We start from the raw sequence: 16,528 nt of genomic DNA on the forward strand, positions 1-16,528 counted from the left end.
CATTTTTTTGCCAATTCAGATCTTACCAGCTAGGGCCATTGAGACAGGAAAGACGTGAGGGCAGAGGCCCAAGCAAAAACTAATGTGTATAGAAATGTGTGTAGTTTGGTTTTTATAAAGTCTATGAAGTCCCGTTTAACTGGGTTTTTGCTATGGCGTTCTACTCCCTTCACCGCTCCAGTACTTCCTCCTGAAAACATCCTGATTCTCCGAAAGATTACCCTAACCCAATCCTTTGCCCCTGTAAGCGTTATCACTGGTTGTCCGCCATCCCACCAGCATCATCAGCGCCGTGGTGAGGAAAGCGGGGCAAAAAAATGCCGCCCCTGGGGACGGCATGTCGCTCTTTAGCGCACCAGATGCAAGAAATGCAGGTGCTTTTCGTACTGGTCGAGAATATCGTTGATCAACTGCTCCTGATTCCAGCCCATGACATCGTAGTTCTGGCCGCCTTCTTTCAGGTAGATCTCCGCGCGATAATACTTGTGCTGCTCGGCTTGCTGTTCATCGTTATCCAGCCCGGCCAGAGCGAACGTCGGCGAACTGTAGCCGCGCAGTCTGACTTCATAGATAAAGTTAAGCTCATCGCCCAAATCGACCTCGAAACGAATGCGGTCTTCCGCAGTGGCGTTGATGCTGCTGAGCGTGTTTTGTTTACTCAGCTCTTCCTGCACCAGCGTCATGGCCGGTTGGATAACCTCATCCATAAAGCGCTTAACCAGCGAGCGTTTTGGCAGATAGGCGATATTGCGCAGCCTGCGCTGCCAGGGAATGGGGTTGCGGGCGGCGGTGGGGGCGATGGTGGCCATATTTTGGCTGTCGCGTTTCGTCAGGTCGCGGCGCAGCGCTTTAAGCAAGCCGTAAATGGATATCAGCAAGATGGCCGAGAACGGCAATGCGCTGGCGATGGTGACGGTTTGCAGCGCGCTGAGCCCCCCGGCGATCAGCAAGGCGATGGCGACGATGCCCATCAGCGACGCCCAGAAAATGCGTTGCCAAACCGGCGTGTTGCTGGAGCCGCCCGAAGCCAGCGTATCTACGACCATGGCGCCGGAATCGGCGGACGTGACAAAAAAGACGATAACCATCGCCATGGCGATAAACGAAAGCACGCTGGAGAACGGGAAATGCTCCAGGAAGTTAAACAACGCCAACGCCACGTCTTGCTGCACCGTAGTGGCGAGGTCTGTCGCACCCTGTTCCATAATGAGGTAAATGGCGCTGTTGCCGAACACCGTCATCCACATGAGGGTGAAGCCGGCCGGGACGAACAGCACGCCCGTGACAAATTCGCGGATGGTTCGGCCGCGGGAAACCCGAGCGATGAACATACCGACGAAAGGCGACCAGGAGAGCCACCACCCCCAGTAGAGCAGCGTCCATCCGCCTAACCAGTTGCTGGATTTTGGCTCGTAGGCATACAGGTTGAACGTCTTGCTGACCAGCTCGGACAGGTAGCCGCCGGTATTTTCCACAAAGGATTTCAACAGCAGGACGGTTGGCCCCAACAGCAAGACCAAGGCCAGGAGCAACAGCGCCAGGCCGAGGTTCAGCTCTGACAGAAAGCGTATGCCTTTCTCCAGCCCTGAAACCACCGAAATGGTGGCCAGCCCGGTAATTACCACGATCAAGATCACCTGAACGGTTTCGTTGATCGGCACGCCAAACAGGTGGTTAAGCCCGGCGTTGACCTGCAACACGCCATAACCCAGCGAGGTTGCGACCCCGAACACGGTGCCGATGACGGCGAAGATATCGACGGCGTGGCCGATAGGGCCATAAATACGTTCGCCGATGATCGGATAAAGCGCAGAGCGCAGAGTCAACGGCAGGCCATGCCGATAGCTGAAGAAGGCCAGAATCAACGCCACGATGGCGTAGATCGCCCAGGCGTGCAGCCCCCAGTGGAAAAAGGTCAGGCGCATGGCCTGTTTGGCCGCCTCGACGCTCTCGGGCGTGCCGACCGGTGGCGAGAGATAGTGCATCACCGGTTCTGCCACGCCGAAGAACATCAGGCCGATGCCCATCCCCGCTGAAAACAGCATGGCAAACCATGAGTGGTAGCGAAAATCGGGTTGCGCATGATCGGGGCCAAGTTTGATGTCGCCGTAGCGGGAAAGCCCCAGAAACGTCACGCTGAGCAAAATCAGCGCCACGGCCAAAATATAAAACCAGCTGGCGTTGGTGAAAATTTGTTGCTGCAGAAGCTTGAAGTTCTTGTCAGCGACGTCGGGGAAAAAGGCGGCGAACGCGACCAGAAGAAAAATGAGGACTGCAGAGGTGAAGAATACCGCTTTGTTGATATGGCTTTGCGGCTTTTTTAGGGGGGTGTCTTTCTCACTCATAAATTAATTTATTCCATTTGTTTGATTATCGCCCTGAATGGAGGAGAGGTGTAACCTGTTATATCGTAGCAAAATAGTCAGGCTGTCGGTGCCGGTCAATAGGGCGGAATTACCGCTGCCTGAGTGCGGTAATTTCGAGTTATTCCGTGTTGCCGTTAGTTAAATAAAAATGCCAATAGTCCGGTCACCTTATTTTTATTTTCCCATCCTTCCAATTTCATGCAGGCATTAACGAATTCTGTTCTGCGCATTTCATTGCTGTCCGAGGGGAAAGCGCCGCCACCGGCGTTGGGGATCTCCGTGCCGTTGATCGTCATGGAGGAGAAGGTCGGCGAGCTGGCGTGCAAAGACAGGTTCACGGGATAGCGCTGTTCGGCTTCTTGCCGGCAGTGGGTTCTGGCCGCTTCAAGGGGCGTTGGGGTTGCCGTTTGCGCTTCCCATTTCTCCGGCGTGGCACAGGAAGACATCATCAATGCGGCGGTGATAACTGCATATTTTCGCAAAGTAAAAATCCATTTCTAAAATAAAATCTCCTTGATTCTACCCCCAGCGTGCCGCGATGGCCCGCTCAATAAGGTGAGCGGGCCGATGTGGCGAGTTAACTGAGGATATCTTCGGCGATCACCTTAAACAGCGTGTCTATTTCGCCCAGGGTATTGTAGTGCATCATGCCGATGCGCAGCACGCCGCCGTCCTGCAACCCCAGTTGCTGGATCAGGCCCAGCGCATAGAAATGCCCGCTGCCGGCGCAGATGTTGTGCTGCCCCAGGCGGCGGGCGATCGCGTCAGGCGTCTGGCCGCTGAAGGTCAGGGCGAAGGTTGGCGTGCGGCGCGTGCTGTCCGCCTGTGAATGGCCGTAGAGCCGCACGCCGTCGAGTTGCTGCAGCCGTTGCAAAAAGTGGCGGCACAGCGCCTCTTCATGCCGGTGGTAGGCGGCGAAACTCTCCTGCAAACGCTGCCTTAACGGCGCGCCCGGCGTCCCCCACTGCGCCAGATAGTCGATCGCTGCCGCAACGCCGGCCAGCGCCTCGAAGCTTTGCGTGCCGGTCTCGAAACGGCCGGGGCCGACATCGGTGGCCGGCTCGACTTTGTACGGCCGCAGGCGTTGCAGCCACTGCGGCGCGATATAGGCCATGCCGACGTGCGGGCCAAAGAACTTGTAGGCGGAGCACACCAGGAAATCACAGCCCAGCGCCTGCACGTCAATCAGGTTGTGCGGTGCATAGTGCACGGCGTCGACATACACCTGCGCGCCGACCCGATGCGCAGCTTCGACGATGGTTTTGATATCGACGATGCTGCCGGTGACGTTGGAAGCGTAGCTGACCGCCACCAGGCGGGTATTGGCGTTGATGCGCTCACACACCTTTGCGGCGTCCAATGCGCAGTCGGCGCCCTCCAGCGGTATCTGATGCACCACGGCCCCTTGGTCTGCGGCGGCTTGCTGCCAGCTGGAGACGTTGGCGTAGTGATCGAGCGCGGTGACGATGACCTCATCGCCGGCCTGCCAGTCGCGGCTGATGATGCGGCTGAGATGGAAAGTCAGCGTGGTCATATTCATGCCGAAAACGATGTTGTCGGGCGAAGGCGCATTTAACAAGGCGCGCACCGATTCTCGCGCCTGGCCCATCACCTCGCCGGTGACCCGGCTGGAGAAGTAGTGGCCGCCCAGGTTGGCGTTGTATTTCCCCAGGTAGTCCGTCATTTTTTCCAGCACGCCCCGTGAAACCTGTGCGCCGCCGGGGCCGTCGAAAAAGATCGCCGGTTTGCCGTCGATGTGCTGGGACAGGGCGCTGAACTGGCGTCGGGCGAGCTCGGGCGTAAAGGTCATGCTTTCTCTCCCCGCGCAGTGAGGACGAAGAGATCCAGATAGCCTTCTTCTTTCGGGCTTACGGCGTTGATCGGCGTGGCGTTGTGCCACAGTTTGCTGTCTGCCAGCAGCACGGCTTCACCGTCCGCCAGCGCTTTTTTAAAGAAGGGATCGTGGTGGCTGTCGTCGTACAGCATGATTTCACCGCCGACGATGTTGTGCCGGTGAATGGCGATCATGGCGATATGGTCGAAACCGTCCTGGTGAATGCCTTCCGGCGCCACCAGCGTATCTTTCTGGATGGCGACCACGCGCATTTGGTGGATCTCTATCTCGGCACCCTCCGGCAGTTCGTTATTTTCGGCAAACAGGTTGCACATCTCCGCCATGCCGGCGCTCTGCAGCACGGCGCTGTCGATAGGCTCGAAGCGGCGCACCACGTTGCCCTGGAAGTGGTTGATCTGATCGGACTGCATGAAGGTGCGCGGCCCCACTTCGGCGACGTTGGGGTTGAGGTATTTGACGACCGAATAACGGCGCAGGCGATATTTGCCGTCGGCGTGTTGCGTGTGGGGCAAGGAGGAAAACGAAGGCATCAGTTGTTGGGTGGCTTGTGGGCTTAGTACAGTCATACTTATTACGTTTTCGTGTTTCTGTAACATAATCACCTCTAATAATAATAATTTCTGATGTTGTAGGGGGTAATTCGATTGAATTGTAGACGACTCTATAACCAACGCAATTTGGTGGTGGCGAGGTGTGACGGCGGTCGTAAAGCTGGATGAACGCCCGCGCTAAAAGGGGGAGAATAAGGGGGAGATGAGAATGGTGTCGCCATGATTCGGCGCGGATGATAGCCGCGCCGATTGACGTTAAGCGATGGGCGCGCGGCCCTTATGTTCAGAACGTCTCGAAATACAGCTCGCGCAACAGCCAGGATATTTCGTTGTTGGTGCGATTAAGCGTCTCGATTCGGCGAACCCCTTTCGCTTCGGCGCGCAGATCGAGCAGCAAGTTGCGAATCTGCTGGAATAACGGGGTTTGCGGGCTGGGTTTGGCTAACTGTTGCCCGCACAGTTTGATACCGGCGTCGCAGCCGGTGGCAATGTCCGTCAGGCAGCATGGGCAGGTGGTTTTTTGGCGCGCCATATTGCGGCATTGTTGCCCGATTACCTGATTGAAGTGGCGTAATTGCAGGCAGACTTCCCGCGAGTTCAACGGGTTGGAATGGGTTGTCATCGGTTTCAGCTCCCTTGTCTGCGCCTATATTGGCACTTACCGATGAAGATAACCACGGACAAGCAGAGGGGGTATCGCCTTGTTTTGTCTGGAAACAACGAAAGCGATGAGGCCCGCGGTGGCGGGCCGGGAGCGTCAGGCGCGTTTAAACAGATTCGCCGCCTGGAACAGCGCAAAGGAGCTGACCAGCATCTCGATGCCGACGATGGCCGTCACCAGCGTGACCGATGCCGCCGGGCCTGAGCCGATCAGCATCCAGGCGATGATCAAATCGAGCACGCCGATAACGAACTGCAGCCAGTTGCCCGGCAGCCCGCGGCGCATGTAGCCCGCCGCCAGGCGCGCGATGCCGCCGAGCGCGAACAGCACGGCGAGGTACACCGCCAGCGCCAGAATGCCCGCCAGCGGGCTGGTGATGAACACATAGCCGATAATCAGGTAGGCCACGCCCAGCAAAATGCCGCCGATCATCGGCCAGGTATTCTGCGCCCGGTTAGCGATCATGGCGATAATCAGCCCGGCGCCGCTCAACAGCAGCAGGATGCCGACCACGATGCTCAGCGCTGCGCCGGAGGCGAAAGGATTGACCAGGCACAGTATCCCGCCCGCCAGCAGCAGGAAGGCGATGATCAGCAGGGTGGTGCGTTGCTTTTTGAGCAGTTCTTCGCTCAGGAGGGGCAGATTATTGCGGTCGAGGTTCAACATGACAGTACTCCATATCGTCGTTGGGTAATTAATCAGTCATCCTTACCTGTTTAGCATAGACCGTCTGGGGGTTTTTGACTGACCCGGCGCAAATGTTACACTGTGCGGCTGACGCGTATCAGAACCGAAACGACGACTGAGGACTGGACTTGAGCACAGGAAGCAAATGGGCTGGGTGGCGCCGCATCGCGGTGTGTCTGACATTGGGGCTGTTGTTGGCCGGATGTTCGGGTAAAAACACCTACAACCGCGACTACGACAAACTGCCGAAGGGCAGCTACACCGGCAAGTCCTACACCGTCAAACGGGGCGATACGCTGTACTACATTGCCTGGATCACCGACAGCGAAGTCAGCGATCTGGCCAGAATCAACAAGATACGCCCGCCTTATAGCCTGGAAGTGGGGCAGAAACTGCGGCTGAGCGGCAGCGCACCGACCAAAACCGCCGCCACGCGCCGTAAAACCTCTTCTTCTTCCGCCGCGATCGCCAAACAAACGCCGCCGCCGGGCGCTGCCCGCTGTTGGCGTTGGCCGACCAGCGGCCGGATCGTGCAGGCCTACTCCAATTCAGATGGTGGCAACAAGGGCATCGACATCGCCGGCAAACGCGGCCAGCCGATCTACGCTTCCGCCAAGGGCAAAGTGGTGTACGTCGGCAACCAGCTGCGCGGCTACGGCAACCTGATCATGATTAAGCACGGCGAAGACTTTATTACCGCCTATGCGCACAACGACACCACGCTGGTGCGCAACGGCCAGGATGTGAAGGCGGGGCAGAAGATCGGCACCATGGGCAGCACCGGCACCGATTCGGTGTTCCTGCACTTCCAGATCCGCTACCGCGCTACCGCGCTCGATCCGCAGCGCTATCTGCCGCCGCAAGGTTCGTCGCCGTCCTGTTAACGTCAATCTGGCTCCTTGCGGAGCCAGATGTCAGTTACTTCAGCGGCAGGTAAAGATCGGTCACCAGTTCATATTCCGCCACTTCGTGCACGAAGTTGTGGTAGTGGAAATAGAGCGGAAAATCGCGCAGCTCCTCGCCGCTGGCCGGCAACCACTCGCGGTACAGATAATGGGCACTTTCCGAGAGCCCATCCAGTGAGCCGTGATGGCGCAGCAGCGCGCAGCGCCCGGCCGGCAGCGTGCTGTTCACCACGCCGAAGGCGTTGTCCTCGGGGATCGGCGCAGTAACCTCGCCGCAGATGAAGAAGCGGAAGTCCTGCGCTTCGGTGGTGGCCGGATCGTGCGGTGCGATGCCGAAAGTACGGCTGCTTCTGACCGGCGACAGGCCGCTGGTTTTGCGCCACTCGATAAAGCGCGCGGCGGTTTCGTTGACCAGCGCGGACGGGCCGCGATGTTCGATCATCGCCACCGGCGTGGCCGGGAAGTCGACAATGTCTACCTTCATGGGGTGTTTCCTTTTGTGTTTCGGCTCGGGAAAGCGCTGCTGCCAATCGATCCAGGCCGGCCGTTTGCGAAACTGGCTTGGCGTTTGGCTGAACGCCTGTTTGAAGGCGCGGCTGAAGGACTCCGGGTTTTGAAAACCGGTGTCCAGCGCGATGTCAATCACCGGCTCCAGCGGGTTATACGCCAGGCGGTACGAGGCGCGTTTGAGCCTCATCCACTGGATATAACGCCACACCGAGATGCCGCAATACGCGCTAAACTGGCGTTGAAAGTGAAAGCGCGAAAAGTGGGCCACTTCGCTCAGTTTTTCGACGGTGAGCGCCTCGTCCAGGTGGCGGTCGATATAGTCAAAGACCTGCGCAAAGCGCTTTGCATACGTCTGGGTCATGTGATTGTCTCCTCCATGCCTGAACTTTGCCCGAGCCGCCGCCGCTTCTCCTGACGGATGATGCTGAGTTGCCGCCGCAGGACAACGGGATGGCTGCGGCGTTTGCCGCCGGCCAGGCCAAACTCATAACCCCCGCGCGGCCGTGTGCCGCGATCCCGACCGAGAAGATGAATATTACATGATGGATCGTTCCCGTTTGCTGAAATTCCTGCTGCCCTACCTGTGGCCGAAAGACAACCCGCGCCTGCGGAGGTATCTGGTGGTGGCCTTCGTGTTCATGGTGGCGGCCAAGGTCACCACCACGCTGGTGCCGCTGGCCTACAAAGCGATGGTCGATGCGCTGAGCGGCGAGACGGCGAAAATGCTGGCGGTGCCGCTGGGGCTGATCGTCGCCTACGGCGTGGCGCGGGTGGGCGGCGCGCTGTTTGAGGAGCTGCGCAACGTGATGTTTATCCACGTCAGCCAGAACGCCACGCGCCTGCTGGGCGTGCGGGTGTTTCGCCAGCTGCATGCGCTGAGCCTGCGCTTCCATCTGGAGCGCCAGACCGGCGGGCTGTCGTTGTCCATCGAGCGCGGCACCCAGGCGGTGTCCACGGTGCTGTCGCGGCTGCTGTTCTCCATCGTGCCGATCCTGTTCGAGCTGACGCTGGTCACGGCGATCATGTGGCATATGCTGAACGGTTGGTTCGCGCTGGCGATCCTGACGACGGTCGGCTGCTACATCCTGTTTACCGTGCTGGCGGTCAGCTGGCGCACCCGCTTTCGCCGCGAGCTCAACAAGGCCAACGCCGACGCCAACAGCAAATCCATCGACAGCCTGCTGAACTATGAGACCGTGAAGTACTTCGGCAATGAAGAGTTCGAGGCCGAGCGTTTCGACCTGTCGCGCCGGCTGTACGAATACGCCGCCATCAAGAACCAATTCAGTTTTACGGCGATCAACCTGGGGCAAACCGCCATTATTTCGATCGGGCTGATCGTGATGATGGCCATGGCGGCGCAGGGCATTACGCAGGGGACGATGACGGTCGGCGACTTCGTGCTGGTCAACGCCTACCTGCTGCAGCTGTATCAGCCGCTGAACTTCTTCGGCTTTATTTATTCCGAGGTGCGCCAGGCGCTGATCGACATGGAGAACATGTTCGATCTGCTGCAGGAAAAGCGTGAAATCGTCGATAGCCCGGATGCCCAGCCGCTGCGCCTCGATCGCGGCGAAGTGCGGTTCGATGCGGTCAGCTTCGGTTACGACACGCGCCGGCCGATCCTCAAACAGGTGAGTTTTACCATTCCGGCGGGCTACACGGTGGCGGTGGTCGGCGCCTCCGGCGCGGGCAAGTCCACGCTGTCGCGCCTGCTGTTTCGCTTCTACGATGTGCAGAGCGGTGCCATTACCCTCGACGGCCAGGATATTCGCCAACTGACCCAGGCCAGCCTGCGGCAGGCGATCGGCATCGTGCCGCAGGATACGGTGCTGTTCAACGATACGCTGCGCTACAACATCGGCTACGGCAAAACCGGCTCCAGCGATGAAGAAATCGAACGGGCGGCGCGGCTGGCGCATATCCATGATTTTATCGTCGGTCTGCCCGACGGTTACGACACCCGGGTGGGCGAGCGCGGGCTGAAGCTGTCGGGCGGTGAAAAGCAGCGGGTGGCGATCGCACGCACCATTCTGAAAAATCCGGCCATCCTGGTGTTCGACGAGGCGACCAGCGCGCTGGATACCCAGACCGAACGCGAAATCCAGGGGCACCTGCGCGAGGTGAGCCGCAACCACACCACGCTGGTGATCGCCCATCGGCTCTCCACCGTGGTGGAGGCCGATGAGATCATCGTGCTGGAGGCGGGGGAGATCGTCGAGCGTGGGGGGCACGAGGCGCTGCTGGCCGCGAACGGCCGCTACGCCGCGATGTGGCAAACCCAGTACAGCGAAGAGCAGGAATCGCGCTGACGAGGGCGTTTACCCCAGCGGCTGCGCGGCATTGAGTCGCCGTGCAACGTAGTCGCAGGCGATGCGGCAGTCCTGCTTCAGGTCTGTCTCGTCGCCGGCCAGGCTGCCGCGCAGCCAGAGCCCATCGATCATTGCCGCCAGCCCGCGCGCGGCATCACGCGCCTGCCGCAGCGGCAGCTCGCGGCGGAACTGGCAGCAAATGTTGGAATAGAGTCGCCGATCGTTGGCGCGCTGCAGGCGGCGCAGCACCGGCTGGTGCATGCTGGCGGCCCAGAAATCGAGCCAGGCGCGCATGGACACGGCGTTGGTTTGGCTGGGGTGGAAGTTGCCCTGGATAATGGCGAACAGCTGTGACTGGCTGTCGCTCGCCGCCTGCGCGCGGCATTCGGCCACCGCGTCGCGCAGATCGCGCAGGATTTTGCGCATGGTGGCGCTCAGCAACCCCTCTTTATCGCCAAAATAGTGGCTGACGATGCCGGTCGACAGCCCGGCTTCTTTCGCCACCTGAGACAGGGTGACGCCGGCCAGCCCGACGACGTTAATGGTCTCGAAGGCGGCGTTAATCAGCTGCTCCTTACGCTGCTCCGGAATATCTCTGCGGTACATATTTTCCCCAACTGATAGGCCAATCACACTTTGGATTTGATTGATTGAACGGTCAATCAATACTCTATATGCTGCAAAAATGTCAAATAAATGACGATAAAATGTTAACTGAAAGTTGCATTGAAATCGTCTGTCTTTCGCACCATGGAAGCCTGCCAATGACAACAAAAACTCCTCCATCGCTTGACGAAGAACCTGTCAGATTGAATGCTCCGGTATTTTTCGGCTCGGCGGCGGTGATCCTGCTGCTGGGATCGCTGGTCGTGCTGTTTCCCGCCGCCAGCAAACTGTGGCTGAACGCCGCGCAAAGCTGGGTCGCCGACGTGTTCGGTTGGTACTACATGCTGTTGATGGTCGCCTGTATGGCATTCGTCTTCTGGCTGGCGCTGTCGCGCTTCGGCCATATTCGCCTCAGCCAGGATGACGAACCGCCGCAGTTCAGCTATCCCTCGTGGGTGGCGATGCTGTTCTCGTCGGGCATCGGCATTGCGCTGGTGTACTACGGCGCTTATGAACCGCTGGATCACTTCCTGTCGCCACCGGAAGGCAGCGGCGGCACCGTGCAGGCGGCGCGACAGGCGATGGCGCTGACCTTTTTGCACTGGGGGCTGCACGGCTGGGCGCTGTATGCGCTGATCGCCACCGCGCTGGCCTATTTCGCCTATTGCCGCGGCCTGCCGCTGGCGCTGCGCTCTGCGTTATACCCGATCTTCGGTGAACGCATCCACGGCGGCGTCGGTCATCTGGTGGACAGTTTCGGCATTCTGGTGACGGTGATCTCGATGGTAACCAACCTGGGGATCGGCGCGCTGCTGGTGAACTCGGGGCTGTTTTATCTGTTCGATATTCCGCAAAGCACCGGCGTGCTGCTGGCCCTGATCGTGGTGATGATGGTGGTGGCCACGCTGGCGGCGGTCACCGGCGTCGAGAAGGGCATCGCCATGCTGTCGAACATCAACGTTGGCTTCCTGTGCCTGCTGCTGCTGTTCGTGTTTCTGGCCGGGCCGACGCTGAATCTGCTGAACGGCATGTTGCAAAACCTCGGTGATTATCTGACCTCGCTGGTCAGCCGCAGCTTCGATATGTATCTGTACGGCAAGGCGCGCCAGTGGCAGGGCGCCTGGACGCTGTTCTACTGGGCCTGGTGGGTGGCGTGGGCGCCGTTCGTCGGGCTGTTCATCGCGCGCATTTCCAAAGGGCGCAGCATTCGCGAACTGATTTTCGGCGTGCTGCTGATCCCGCTGGGCTTCACGCTGGCCTGGCTGTCCATCTTCGGCAATACCGCCATCAGCCTGGTGCTGGAAGGCGGGCAGGCGATCCTGGGGCAGGTGGCGCAAAGCGATCCGCCGATGGCGGTGTTCAAGCTGTTCGAATACTTGCCCTATACCCAGCTGACCGCCGGCTTTGTGGTGGTGATAAGCTTCGTGCTGTTCCTGACGCCGGTCGATTCAGGCACGCTGATGATAGCGAACCTCTCCTGCCAGGGCGGTTCCGCCCATGATGACGCGCCGGCCTGGCTGCGGGTATTCTGGGCGGCGGTGACTACGCTGGTATGCGCCGGCCTGCTGTATGCCGGCAGTTTCAGCGCGATGCAGACGGCGGTGGTGCTGTGCGGCCTGCCGTTCTCGGCGGTGATCGTGCTGTACATGGTCAGCCTGCGCAAGGATCTGTGCCGTTACGCCATGAAGCCGGTGCTGCCCTGAGGTGGTTTATTCGTCTGCACGCGGCCGGTGATGCACGTACTCGACAGTCGTGCCGTCCGGCAGGCGCGCATTGAAACAGGCGCCGGTGGGCACCTCCACCGGGCCGAAGAAAATCTCTGCTCCGGCGGCCAGCAGCCGCTGGTGATAGGGATAAATGTCATCGACCAGTAGCGTGCCGACGGTGCTGCGGAAAGGGCGCAACTGCTCTTCCGCCCCCTCCAGGATCAGAAATGGCCCCACCGCCGCCAATACCAGCCGATGCTCGGGAAAATCGAAGCGCATGTCCGCTGTTACGCCGTGCAGCTGCTCGTAAAACGCGATGGTGCGATCGATTTCGCCTTCGCCAACGTAGACCCGAATCAGCACGCGTGGCTCACGCAGCGATGAAGAGTCGGCGGTTTTGCGCCAGAAACCGGCTTTTGTCAGTGCTGTCGTCATGTTCATCTCCTTGCTGGTTACCTGCCGCTTATCATGCCGCCGTTTTTCCATCCGGGGTTGGATCGAGTTGGCATAAGCTAGCCGCGCCGGTAATAACCCGCTCACAGGGCGTTAAAGGGCGTTCTGTTTGTGATTCCTGTCACGGCCTACGCTTTTATTATTATTCAGCATTGATAATGTCATGACGTGATTATTGATTAACACAATGGAGTTAATTGTTCGCGCCATAACCGCTATAAAGCAAACGGATTCAAATAATAAAGCGGGTGGGGCAATGCGGCCGATGAAAAGGGAAATACCGTCCATTTATAAGGGAAGATTAACTTTTATTTATTAACCCGTTTATAAATCACGGCATTTTGGTTTTTTCGATAAAAGTAAAAAGTGCAGGATAATTTTATTTAAATCAGTAAAAACATAATGTTGATTTATTTTCATGTCATTCGTGCTCTGTGAAAAATACCTGATTTGCCACCCCGTCGTCGTTTTCAACGGCCGTTTGACATGCCCGTTACTTGAGATAAGTTTATATCGTTAACATGTTAATGAGTTGTTATCGTGACCGATGGCCAATGTTTCTCTTGGCCGCGCGCTTAATCGACTTATGCCATGGCCGCTCGCCATTCATAAGTTAACTTATGGACCAATGACGCTATGAATAATTCGCCAGGGCAGCGCTCGCGATTGAGCGAAGAGAACCGATTGCTGATTATTTTATTCTTCGTGTTCGGCTGCGTGTTCGTCGATCGCCTGACTATCTCTTTCCTGTTTCCGATGATCGCCGCCGATTTGAAACTGAGCAATGTGCATCTTGGCACGCTGTCGGCGGTGCTGGCATTGACCTGGGCGCTGTCCGGGGCGGGGCTGGGGGCGATTGCCGATCGCTTCAATATCCGTAAACCGATGCTGATCCTGTCGATCCTGGTGTTTTCGCTGTTCTCCGCGCTGTCGGGGCTAGTCAGCGGCTTTGCCATGTTATTGATCTTCCGCGCGCTGATGGGGATCGCCGAAGGGCCGGTGCTGCCGATCGCGCAATCGCTGATGGTGGAAAAATCGCAGCCGCAGCGCCGTGGTTTCAACATGGGGCTGATCCAGGGGGCGGCGCCGGGGCTGCTGGGCGGCATTATCGCGCCGCCGTTGATCATCTATCTGGCGCAGAAATGGGGCTGGAGCATGGCGTTTCATCTGACCGCCGTGCCGGGCATCATTCTGGCGTGGCTGATCTATCGCTATGTGAACGGCAAGAAGGATCCCGCTTTCAGCGCCGCGCCGGCGGCCGGCAAGGCGGCGAACAAAGCCGCTTACGGCGAGCTGTTTAAAATCAAGAATGTGGCGCTGTGCATTCTGATTTCCTGCGTGTTCGTCACCTGGTTCATGATCATCATTACCTTCACCCCCAACTTTTTGGTGACCGACCGCGGCTTCGGCGAAGGCACGATGGGCGGCATCATGAGCGCCATCGGCGCCGCCTGGGTGTTCTGGGGTGTGGCGGTGCCGGCGATTTCCGATCGCCTCGGCCGCAAGCCGACGCTGATCTTCTTTTCGCTGCTGGCGGTGTGCTGCCCGCTGTTCCTGAGCTACGTCGATAACCCGTGGCTGCTGGGCGTGCTGGTGTTCCTGTCTTATACCGGCCTTGGCTGCTTCACGCTGTTTATGGCCACCATCCCGTCGGAAACGGTATCGCCGGCCCGCATCGCGACCGCGTTGGGGCTGGTGATGGGGATTGGTGAGGTGATTGGCGGCTGTCTGGCGCCGTTTATCGCCGGGCTGATCGCCGATCGCTACGGGCTGGTCAGCGTGATGTGGCTGGCGGCCGCCGGCGCCGTGTGCGCAGGCGTACTGAGTTGTTTTCTCGATGAAACTGCTCCCGCGGTGGTGAGCCGCAGAGCGGTGAAACCGGCGAGCGTCGCCGACGTTTGAGGCGGTTTTCATCCCATTCGATCAAGGAGAACGAAGATGTCAGCAGAACAATCCGTACTGAATCAAAATGCCGAGCCGGACTGGAAGAATTACGACGATTTCGCGCGCGGTATCGACACTAACCGCCTGCCGGGCACCCAGGAGTGGCGGGGCAAAACGCTGCAGATCGCCTTTGACAACGACGGGGAAATCACGCTGCGTTTCAGTGCCGATCGGCAACGGGTGCTGTGGGCCTGGGGAGGGGAGAGCGGTGAGGACGCTTACGAAGAGGTGCAAACCTCCGCCGCACGCTATTTCTTCAATATTCCGCTGCAGTCGCCGGGAAACGAGTGCCTGACGCTGGTACTCAATCGTGACAGCGGCCGGGCGCTGCTGGTGCGCAGCACGCTGTTGCCGGAACAGACGGTGGAAAAGGGCTCGCGCCTCAAGCAAAGCTTCCACGTCGGCCGGATTGTCGGCGTCACGCCGAGTGGCGTCGCGCCGCATCTGACCCGCGAGCTGATCGGCTATCGTACGCTGAATGTCTACAGTCCCAATCACTATTACGAACACTTCTACGTCAACACCGAGCGCTATGCCTGGCAAAACCTGCGCGGCGAGCAATTCGGCCACGGCGATATGGACTATGCCACCTACTACAAGTTTGAGGACGAGATGTTCCTGTTCACCTTCCGGGAAAAGATTATCCCGGTGTGCTCGGTGTTCTTCTTCGACTTTATTTCCGGGCGCTGCACCGGCACTTTCCTCGGGCTGGACGCCGCCGGCCGGGTGTTGGTGTCACCGGCCGGGGCCTTCATCAGCAAGATGAGCTACAACGCCTACCCGGAAGGCGTGCAGCCGCTTTGATTCAGGCGTTTCTGACCAGCGATCCGGCGTTGATCTCCGCAATGGTTTTCGCGCCGGTGAGCGTCATGGCGACGCGCATTTCCTTGTCGATCAGATCCAGCAAGTTAGCCACCCCGGCTTCGCCGGCCGCCGCCAGCGCATAGACGAAGGCGCGCCCCAGCAGCACGCTGTCGGCCCCCAGGGCGATCATGCGCACCACGTCCAGGCCGCTGCGGATGCCGGAGTCGGCCAACAGGGTGATGTCGCCTTTCACCGCGTCGGCGATCGCCGGCATGGCGCGCGCGGTCGACAGCACGCCGTCCAGCTGGCGGCCGCCGTGGTTGGAGACGATGATGCCGTCGGCGCCGAAGCGCACCGCGTCTTTGGCGTCCTCCGGATCCAGAATGCCTTTGATGATCATCGGGCCGTCCCAGAATTCGCGGATCCACTCCAGATCTTTCCAGGAAATCGACGGATCGAAGTTGGCGCCCAGCCAGCCGATGTAGTCTTCCAGGCTGGTGGGTTTGCCGCGGTAGGCCGAGACGTTGCCCAGATCGTGCGGCTTGCCGAGCAGGCCGACATCCCAGGCCCACTGCGGATGGGCAAACGCCTGCAGCACGCGGCGCAGCGCGGCGTTAGGGCCGCTCATCCCCGAGTGGGCGTCGCGGTAACGGGCGCCCGGCACCGGCATGTCGACGGTAAACACCAGCGTTTTCACGCCGGCGGCCTTGGCGCGCTCCAGCGCATTGCGCATAAAGCCGCGATCTTTCAGCACGTAAAGCTGGAACCACATCGGCCGATCGATCGCCGGCGCCACCTCTTCGATCGGGCAGACCGACACGGTGGACAGCGTGAACGGAATGCCTTTTTTAGCCGCGGCGCGCGCGGCCTGCACTTCGCCGCGGCGGGCGTACATGCCGGTCAACCCCACCGGCCCCAGCGCCACCGGCATCGTCAGCTGCTCGCCGAACAGCGTGGTCTGCAGGCTGAGTTCGGACATATTGCGCAGCACGCGCTGGCGCAAGGCAATATCGGCCAGATCTGCGGTATTGCGCTTCAGCGTATGCTCCGCGTAGGCCCCGCCGTCGATGTAGTGAAACAGAAACGGTGGCAGTTTGGCCTGGGCGGCGGCCCGGTAGTCGGTTGACGCGGAGATGATCATAGTGTTTACCTTCTTGTCTTGCTTGCG

15 protein-coding genes are annotated in these 16,528 nt (G+C 59.3%); 5 read left to right on the plus strand and 10 right to left on the minus strand.

Annotation, left to right across the window (positions count from 1 at the left end; genetic code table 11):
* Positions 1 to 347: 347 nt before the first annotated feature.
* From GF111_RS17565 to GF111_RS17590, 6 genes are all read right to left on the minus strand, one after another.
* Positions 348 to 2,345 (minus strand): choline BCCT transporter BetT, encoded by a 1,998-nt coding sequence (locus tag GF111_RS17565; protein WP_047729946.1) that lies wholly within the window; start codon positions 2,343 to 2,345, stop codon positions 348 to 350.
* Between the two features lie 155 nt (positions 2,346 to 2,500).
* Positions 2,501 to 2,848 carry a hypothetical protein gene (locus GF111_RS17570; RefSeq protein ID WP_224217741.1) on the minus strand — a complete coding sequence of 116 codons (348 nt, stop codon included), beginning with the start codon at positions 2,846 to 2,848 and terminating at the stop codon, positions 2,501 to 2,503.
* Positions 2,849 to 2,943: 95 nt separating this feature from the next.
* Entirely contained in the window at positions 2,944 to 4,176 is a 1,233-nt protein-coding gene (locus tag GF111_RS17575; protein ID WP_055313490.1) for a cysteine desulfurase-like protein, read from the minus strand.
* Positions 4,173 to 4,787, minus strand: a complete 615-nt coding sequence (locus GF111_RS17580; RefSeq protein WP_224217742.1) for a 2OG-Fe dioxygenase family protein — start codon at positions 4,785 to 4,787, stop codon at positions 4,173 to 4,175. Before GF111_RS17580 ends, GF111_RS17575 begins: the two co-directional genes overlap by 4 nt.
* Before the next feature lie 268 nt (positions 4,788 to 5,055).
* Complete coding sequence (locus tag GF111_RS17585; protein ID WP_049194795.1) at positions 5,056 to 5,394, minus strand: hypothetical protein; 339 nt, start codon at positions 5,392 to 5,394, stop codon at positions 5,056 to 5,058.
* Positions 5,395 to 5,529: 135 nt separating this feature from the next.
* The gene (locus GF111_RS17590) at positions 5,530 to 6,099 is read right to left on the minus strand and encodes an HdeD family acid-resistance protein (protein ID WP_033644791.1); all 570 of its coding nucleotides are present in this window, start codon (positions 6,097 to 6,099) and stop codon (positions 5,530 to 5,532) included.
* Positions 6,100 to 6,248: 149 nt separating this feature from the next.
* Here GF111_RS17590 and actS point away from each other — a divergent pair, with 149 nt between their 5' ends.
* On the plus strand, positions 6,249 to 7,004 hold the full coding sequence (actS, locus tag GF111_RS17595) for an amidase activator ActS (RefSeq protein WP_048234629.1): 756 nt from the start codon (positions 6,249 to 6,251) through the stop codon (positions 7,002 to 7,004).
* Positions 7,005 to 7,038: 34 nt separating this feature from the next.
* Here actS and GF111_RS17600 read toward each other — a convergent pair whose 3' ends face one another.
* Entirely contained in the window at positions 7,039 to 7,896 is an 858-nt protein-coding gene (locus GF111_RS17600; protein WP_060434870.1) for a GyrI-like domain-containing protein, read from the minus strand.
* A gap of 181 nt (positions 7,897 to 8,077) precedes the next feature.
* Between GF111_RS17600 and GF111_RS17605 the strand changes: the two genes are divergently transcribed.
* The gene (locus GF111_RS17605; protein ID WP_147191493.1) at positions 8,078 to 9,847 is read left to right on the plus strand and encodes an ABC transporter ATP-binding protein/permease; all 1,770 of its coding nucleotides are present in this window, start codon (positions 8,078 to 8,080) and stop codon (positions 9,845 to 9,847) included.
* A 9-nt stretch (positions 9,848 to 9,856) separates the two neighbouring features.
* Here the strand turns inward: GF111_RS17605 and betI are convergent, their stop codons facing one another.
* Positions 9,857 to 10,453 carry a transcriptional regulator BetI gene (gene betI, locus GF111_RS17610; RefSeq protein ID WP_047729952.1) on the minus strand — a complete coding sequence of 199 codons (597 nt, stop codon included), beginning with the start codon at positions 10,451 to 10,453 and terminating at the stop codon, positions 9,857 to 9,859.
* A 158-nt stretch (positions 10,454 to 10,611) separates the two neighbouring features.
* Between betI and GF111_RS17615 the strand changes: the two genes are divergently transcribed.
* Positions 10,612 to 12,156: a BCCT family transporter gene (locus GF111_RS17615; protein ID WP_049193869.1), complete on the plus strand. Its 1,545-nt coding sequence runs from the start codon at positions 10,612 to 10,614 to the stop codon at positions 12,154 to 12,156.
* 6 nt (positions 12,157 to 12,162) lie between these two features.
* Here GF111_RS17615 and GF111_RS17620 read toward each other — a convergent pair whose 3' ends face one another.
* Entirely contained in the window at positions 12,163 to 12,594 is a 432-nt protein-coding gene (locus GF111_RS17620; protein WP_048234779.1) for a VOC family protein, read from the minus strand.
* A gap of 654 nt (positions 12,595 to 13,248) precedes the next feature.
* Here GF111_RS17620 and GF111_RS17625 point away from each other — a divergent pair.
* Both GF111_RS17625 and GF111_RS17630 read left to right on the plus strand, forming a co-directional pair.
* The gene (locus GF111_RS17625; RefSeq protein ID WP_047729954.1) at positions 13,249 to 14,514 is read left to right on the plus strand and encodes an MFS transporter; all 1,266 of its coding nucleotides are present in this window, start codon (positions 13,249 to 13,251) and stop codon (positions 14,512 to 14,514) included.
* 36 nt (positions 14,515 to 14,550) lie between these two features.
* Entirely contained in the window at positions 14,551 to 15,360 is an 810-nt protein-coding gene (locus GF111_RS17630) for a MoaF C-terminal domain-containing protein (protein ID WP_047729955.1), read from the plus strand.
* Position 15,361: 1 nt separating this feature from the next.
* On the opposite strand, the gene lldD is transcribed toward GF111_RS17630, so the two are convergent.
* A complete protein-coding gene (lldD, locus tag GF111_RS17635) occupies positions 15,362 to 16,501 on the minus strand; it encodes an FMN-dependent L-lactate dehydrogenase LldD (protein ID WP_047729956.1) in 1,140 nt (379 codons plus the stop codon).
* Between the last annotated feature and the right edge of the window lie 27 nt (positions 16,502 to 16,528).

Origin of the sequence: Serratia sp. HRI, from assembly GCF_010119335.3 — a bacterium.
Classification (GTDB): domain Bacteria; phylum Pseudomonadota; class Gammaproteobacteria; order Enterobacterales; family Enterobacteriaceae; genus Serratia; species Serratia nevei.

Excerpts from the sequence above, each read along its gene's own strand:
- GF111_RS17575 (WP_055313490.1), bottom strand. The coding sequence starts at position 4,176 with ATGACCTTTACGCCCGAGCTCGCCCGACGCCAGTTCAGCGCCCTGTCC.
- GF111_RS17605 (WP_147191493.1), top strand. The coding sequence starts at position 8,078 with ATGGATCGTTCCCGTTTGCTGAAATTCCTGCTGCCCTACCTGTGGCCG.
- GF111_RS17585 (WP_049194795.1), bottom strand. The coding sequence starts at position 5,394 with ATGACAACCCATTCCAACCCGTTGAACTCGCGGGAAGTCTGCCTGCAA.
- betI (WP_047729952.1), bottom strand. The coding sequence starts at position 10,453 with ATGTACCGCAGAGATATTCCGGAGCAGCGTAAGGAGCAGCTGATTAAC.
- GF111_RS17590 (WP_033644791.1), bottom strand. The coding sequence starts at position 6,099 with ATGTTGAACCTCGACCGCAATAATCTGCCCCTCCTGAGCGAAGAACTG.
- GF111_RS17580 (WP_224217742.1), bottom strand. The coding sequence starts at position 4,787 with ATGACTGTACTAAGCCCACAAGCCACCCAACAACTGATGCCTTCGTTT.
- GF111_RS17615 (WP_049193869.1), top strand. The coding sequence starts at position 10,612 with ATGACAACAAAAACTCCTCCATCGCTTGACGAAGAACCTGTCAGATTG.
- GF111_RS17565 (WP_047729946.1), bottom strand. The coding sequence starts at position 2,345 with ATGAGTGAGAAAGACACCCCCCTAAAAAAGCCGCAAAGCCATATCAAC.
- GF111_RS17625 (WP_047729954.1), top strand. The coding sequence starts at position 13,249 with ATGAATAATTCGCCAGGGCAGCGCTCGCGATTGAGCGAAGAGAACCGA.
- lldD (WP_047729956.1), bottom strand. The coding sequence starts at position 16,501 with ATGATCATCTCCGCGTCAACCGACTACCGGGCCGCCGCCCAGGCCAAA.
- GF111_RS17630 (WP_047729955.1), top strand. The coding sequence starts at position 14,551 with ATGTCAGCAGAACAATCCGTACTGAATCAAAATGCCGAGCCGGACTGG.
- GF111_RS17620 (WP_048234779.1), bottom strand. The coding sequence starts at position 12,594 with ATGACGACAGCACTGACAAAAGCCGGTTTCTGGCGCAAAACCGCCGAC.
- GF111_RS17600 (WP_060434870.1), bottom strand. The coding sequence starts at position 7,896 with ATGACCCAGACGTATGCAAAGCGCTTTGCGCAGGTCTTTGACTATATC.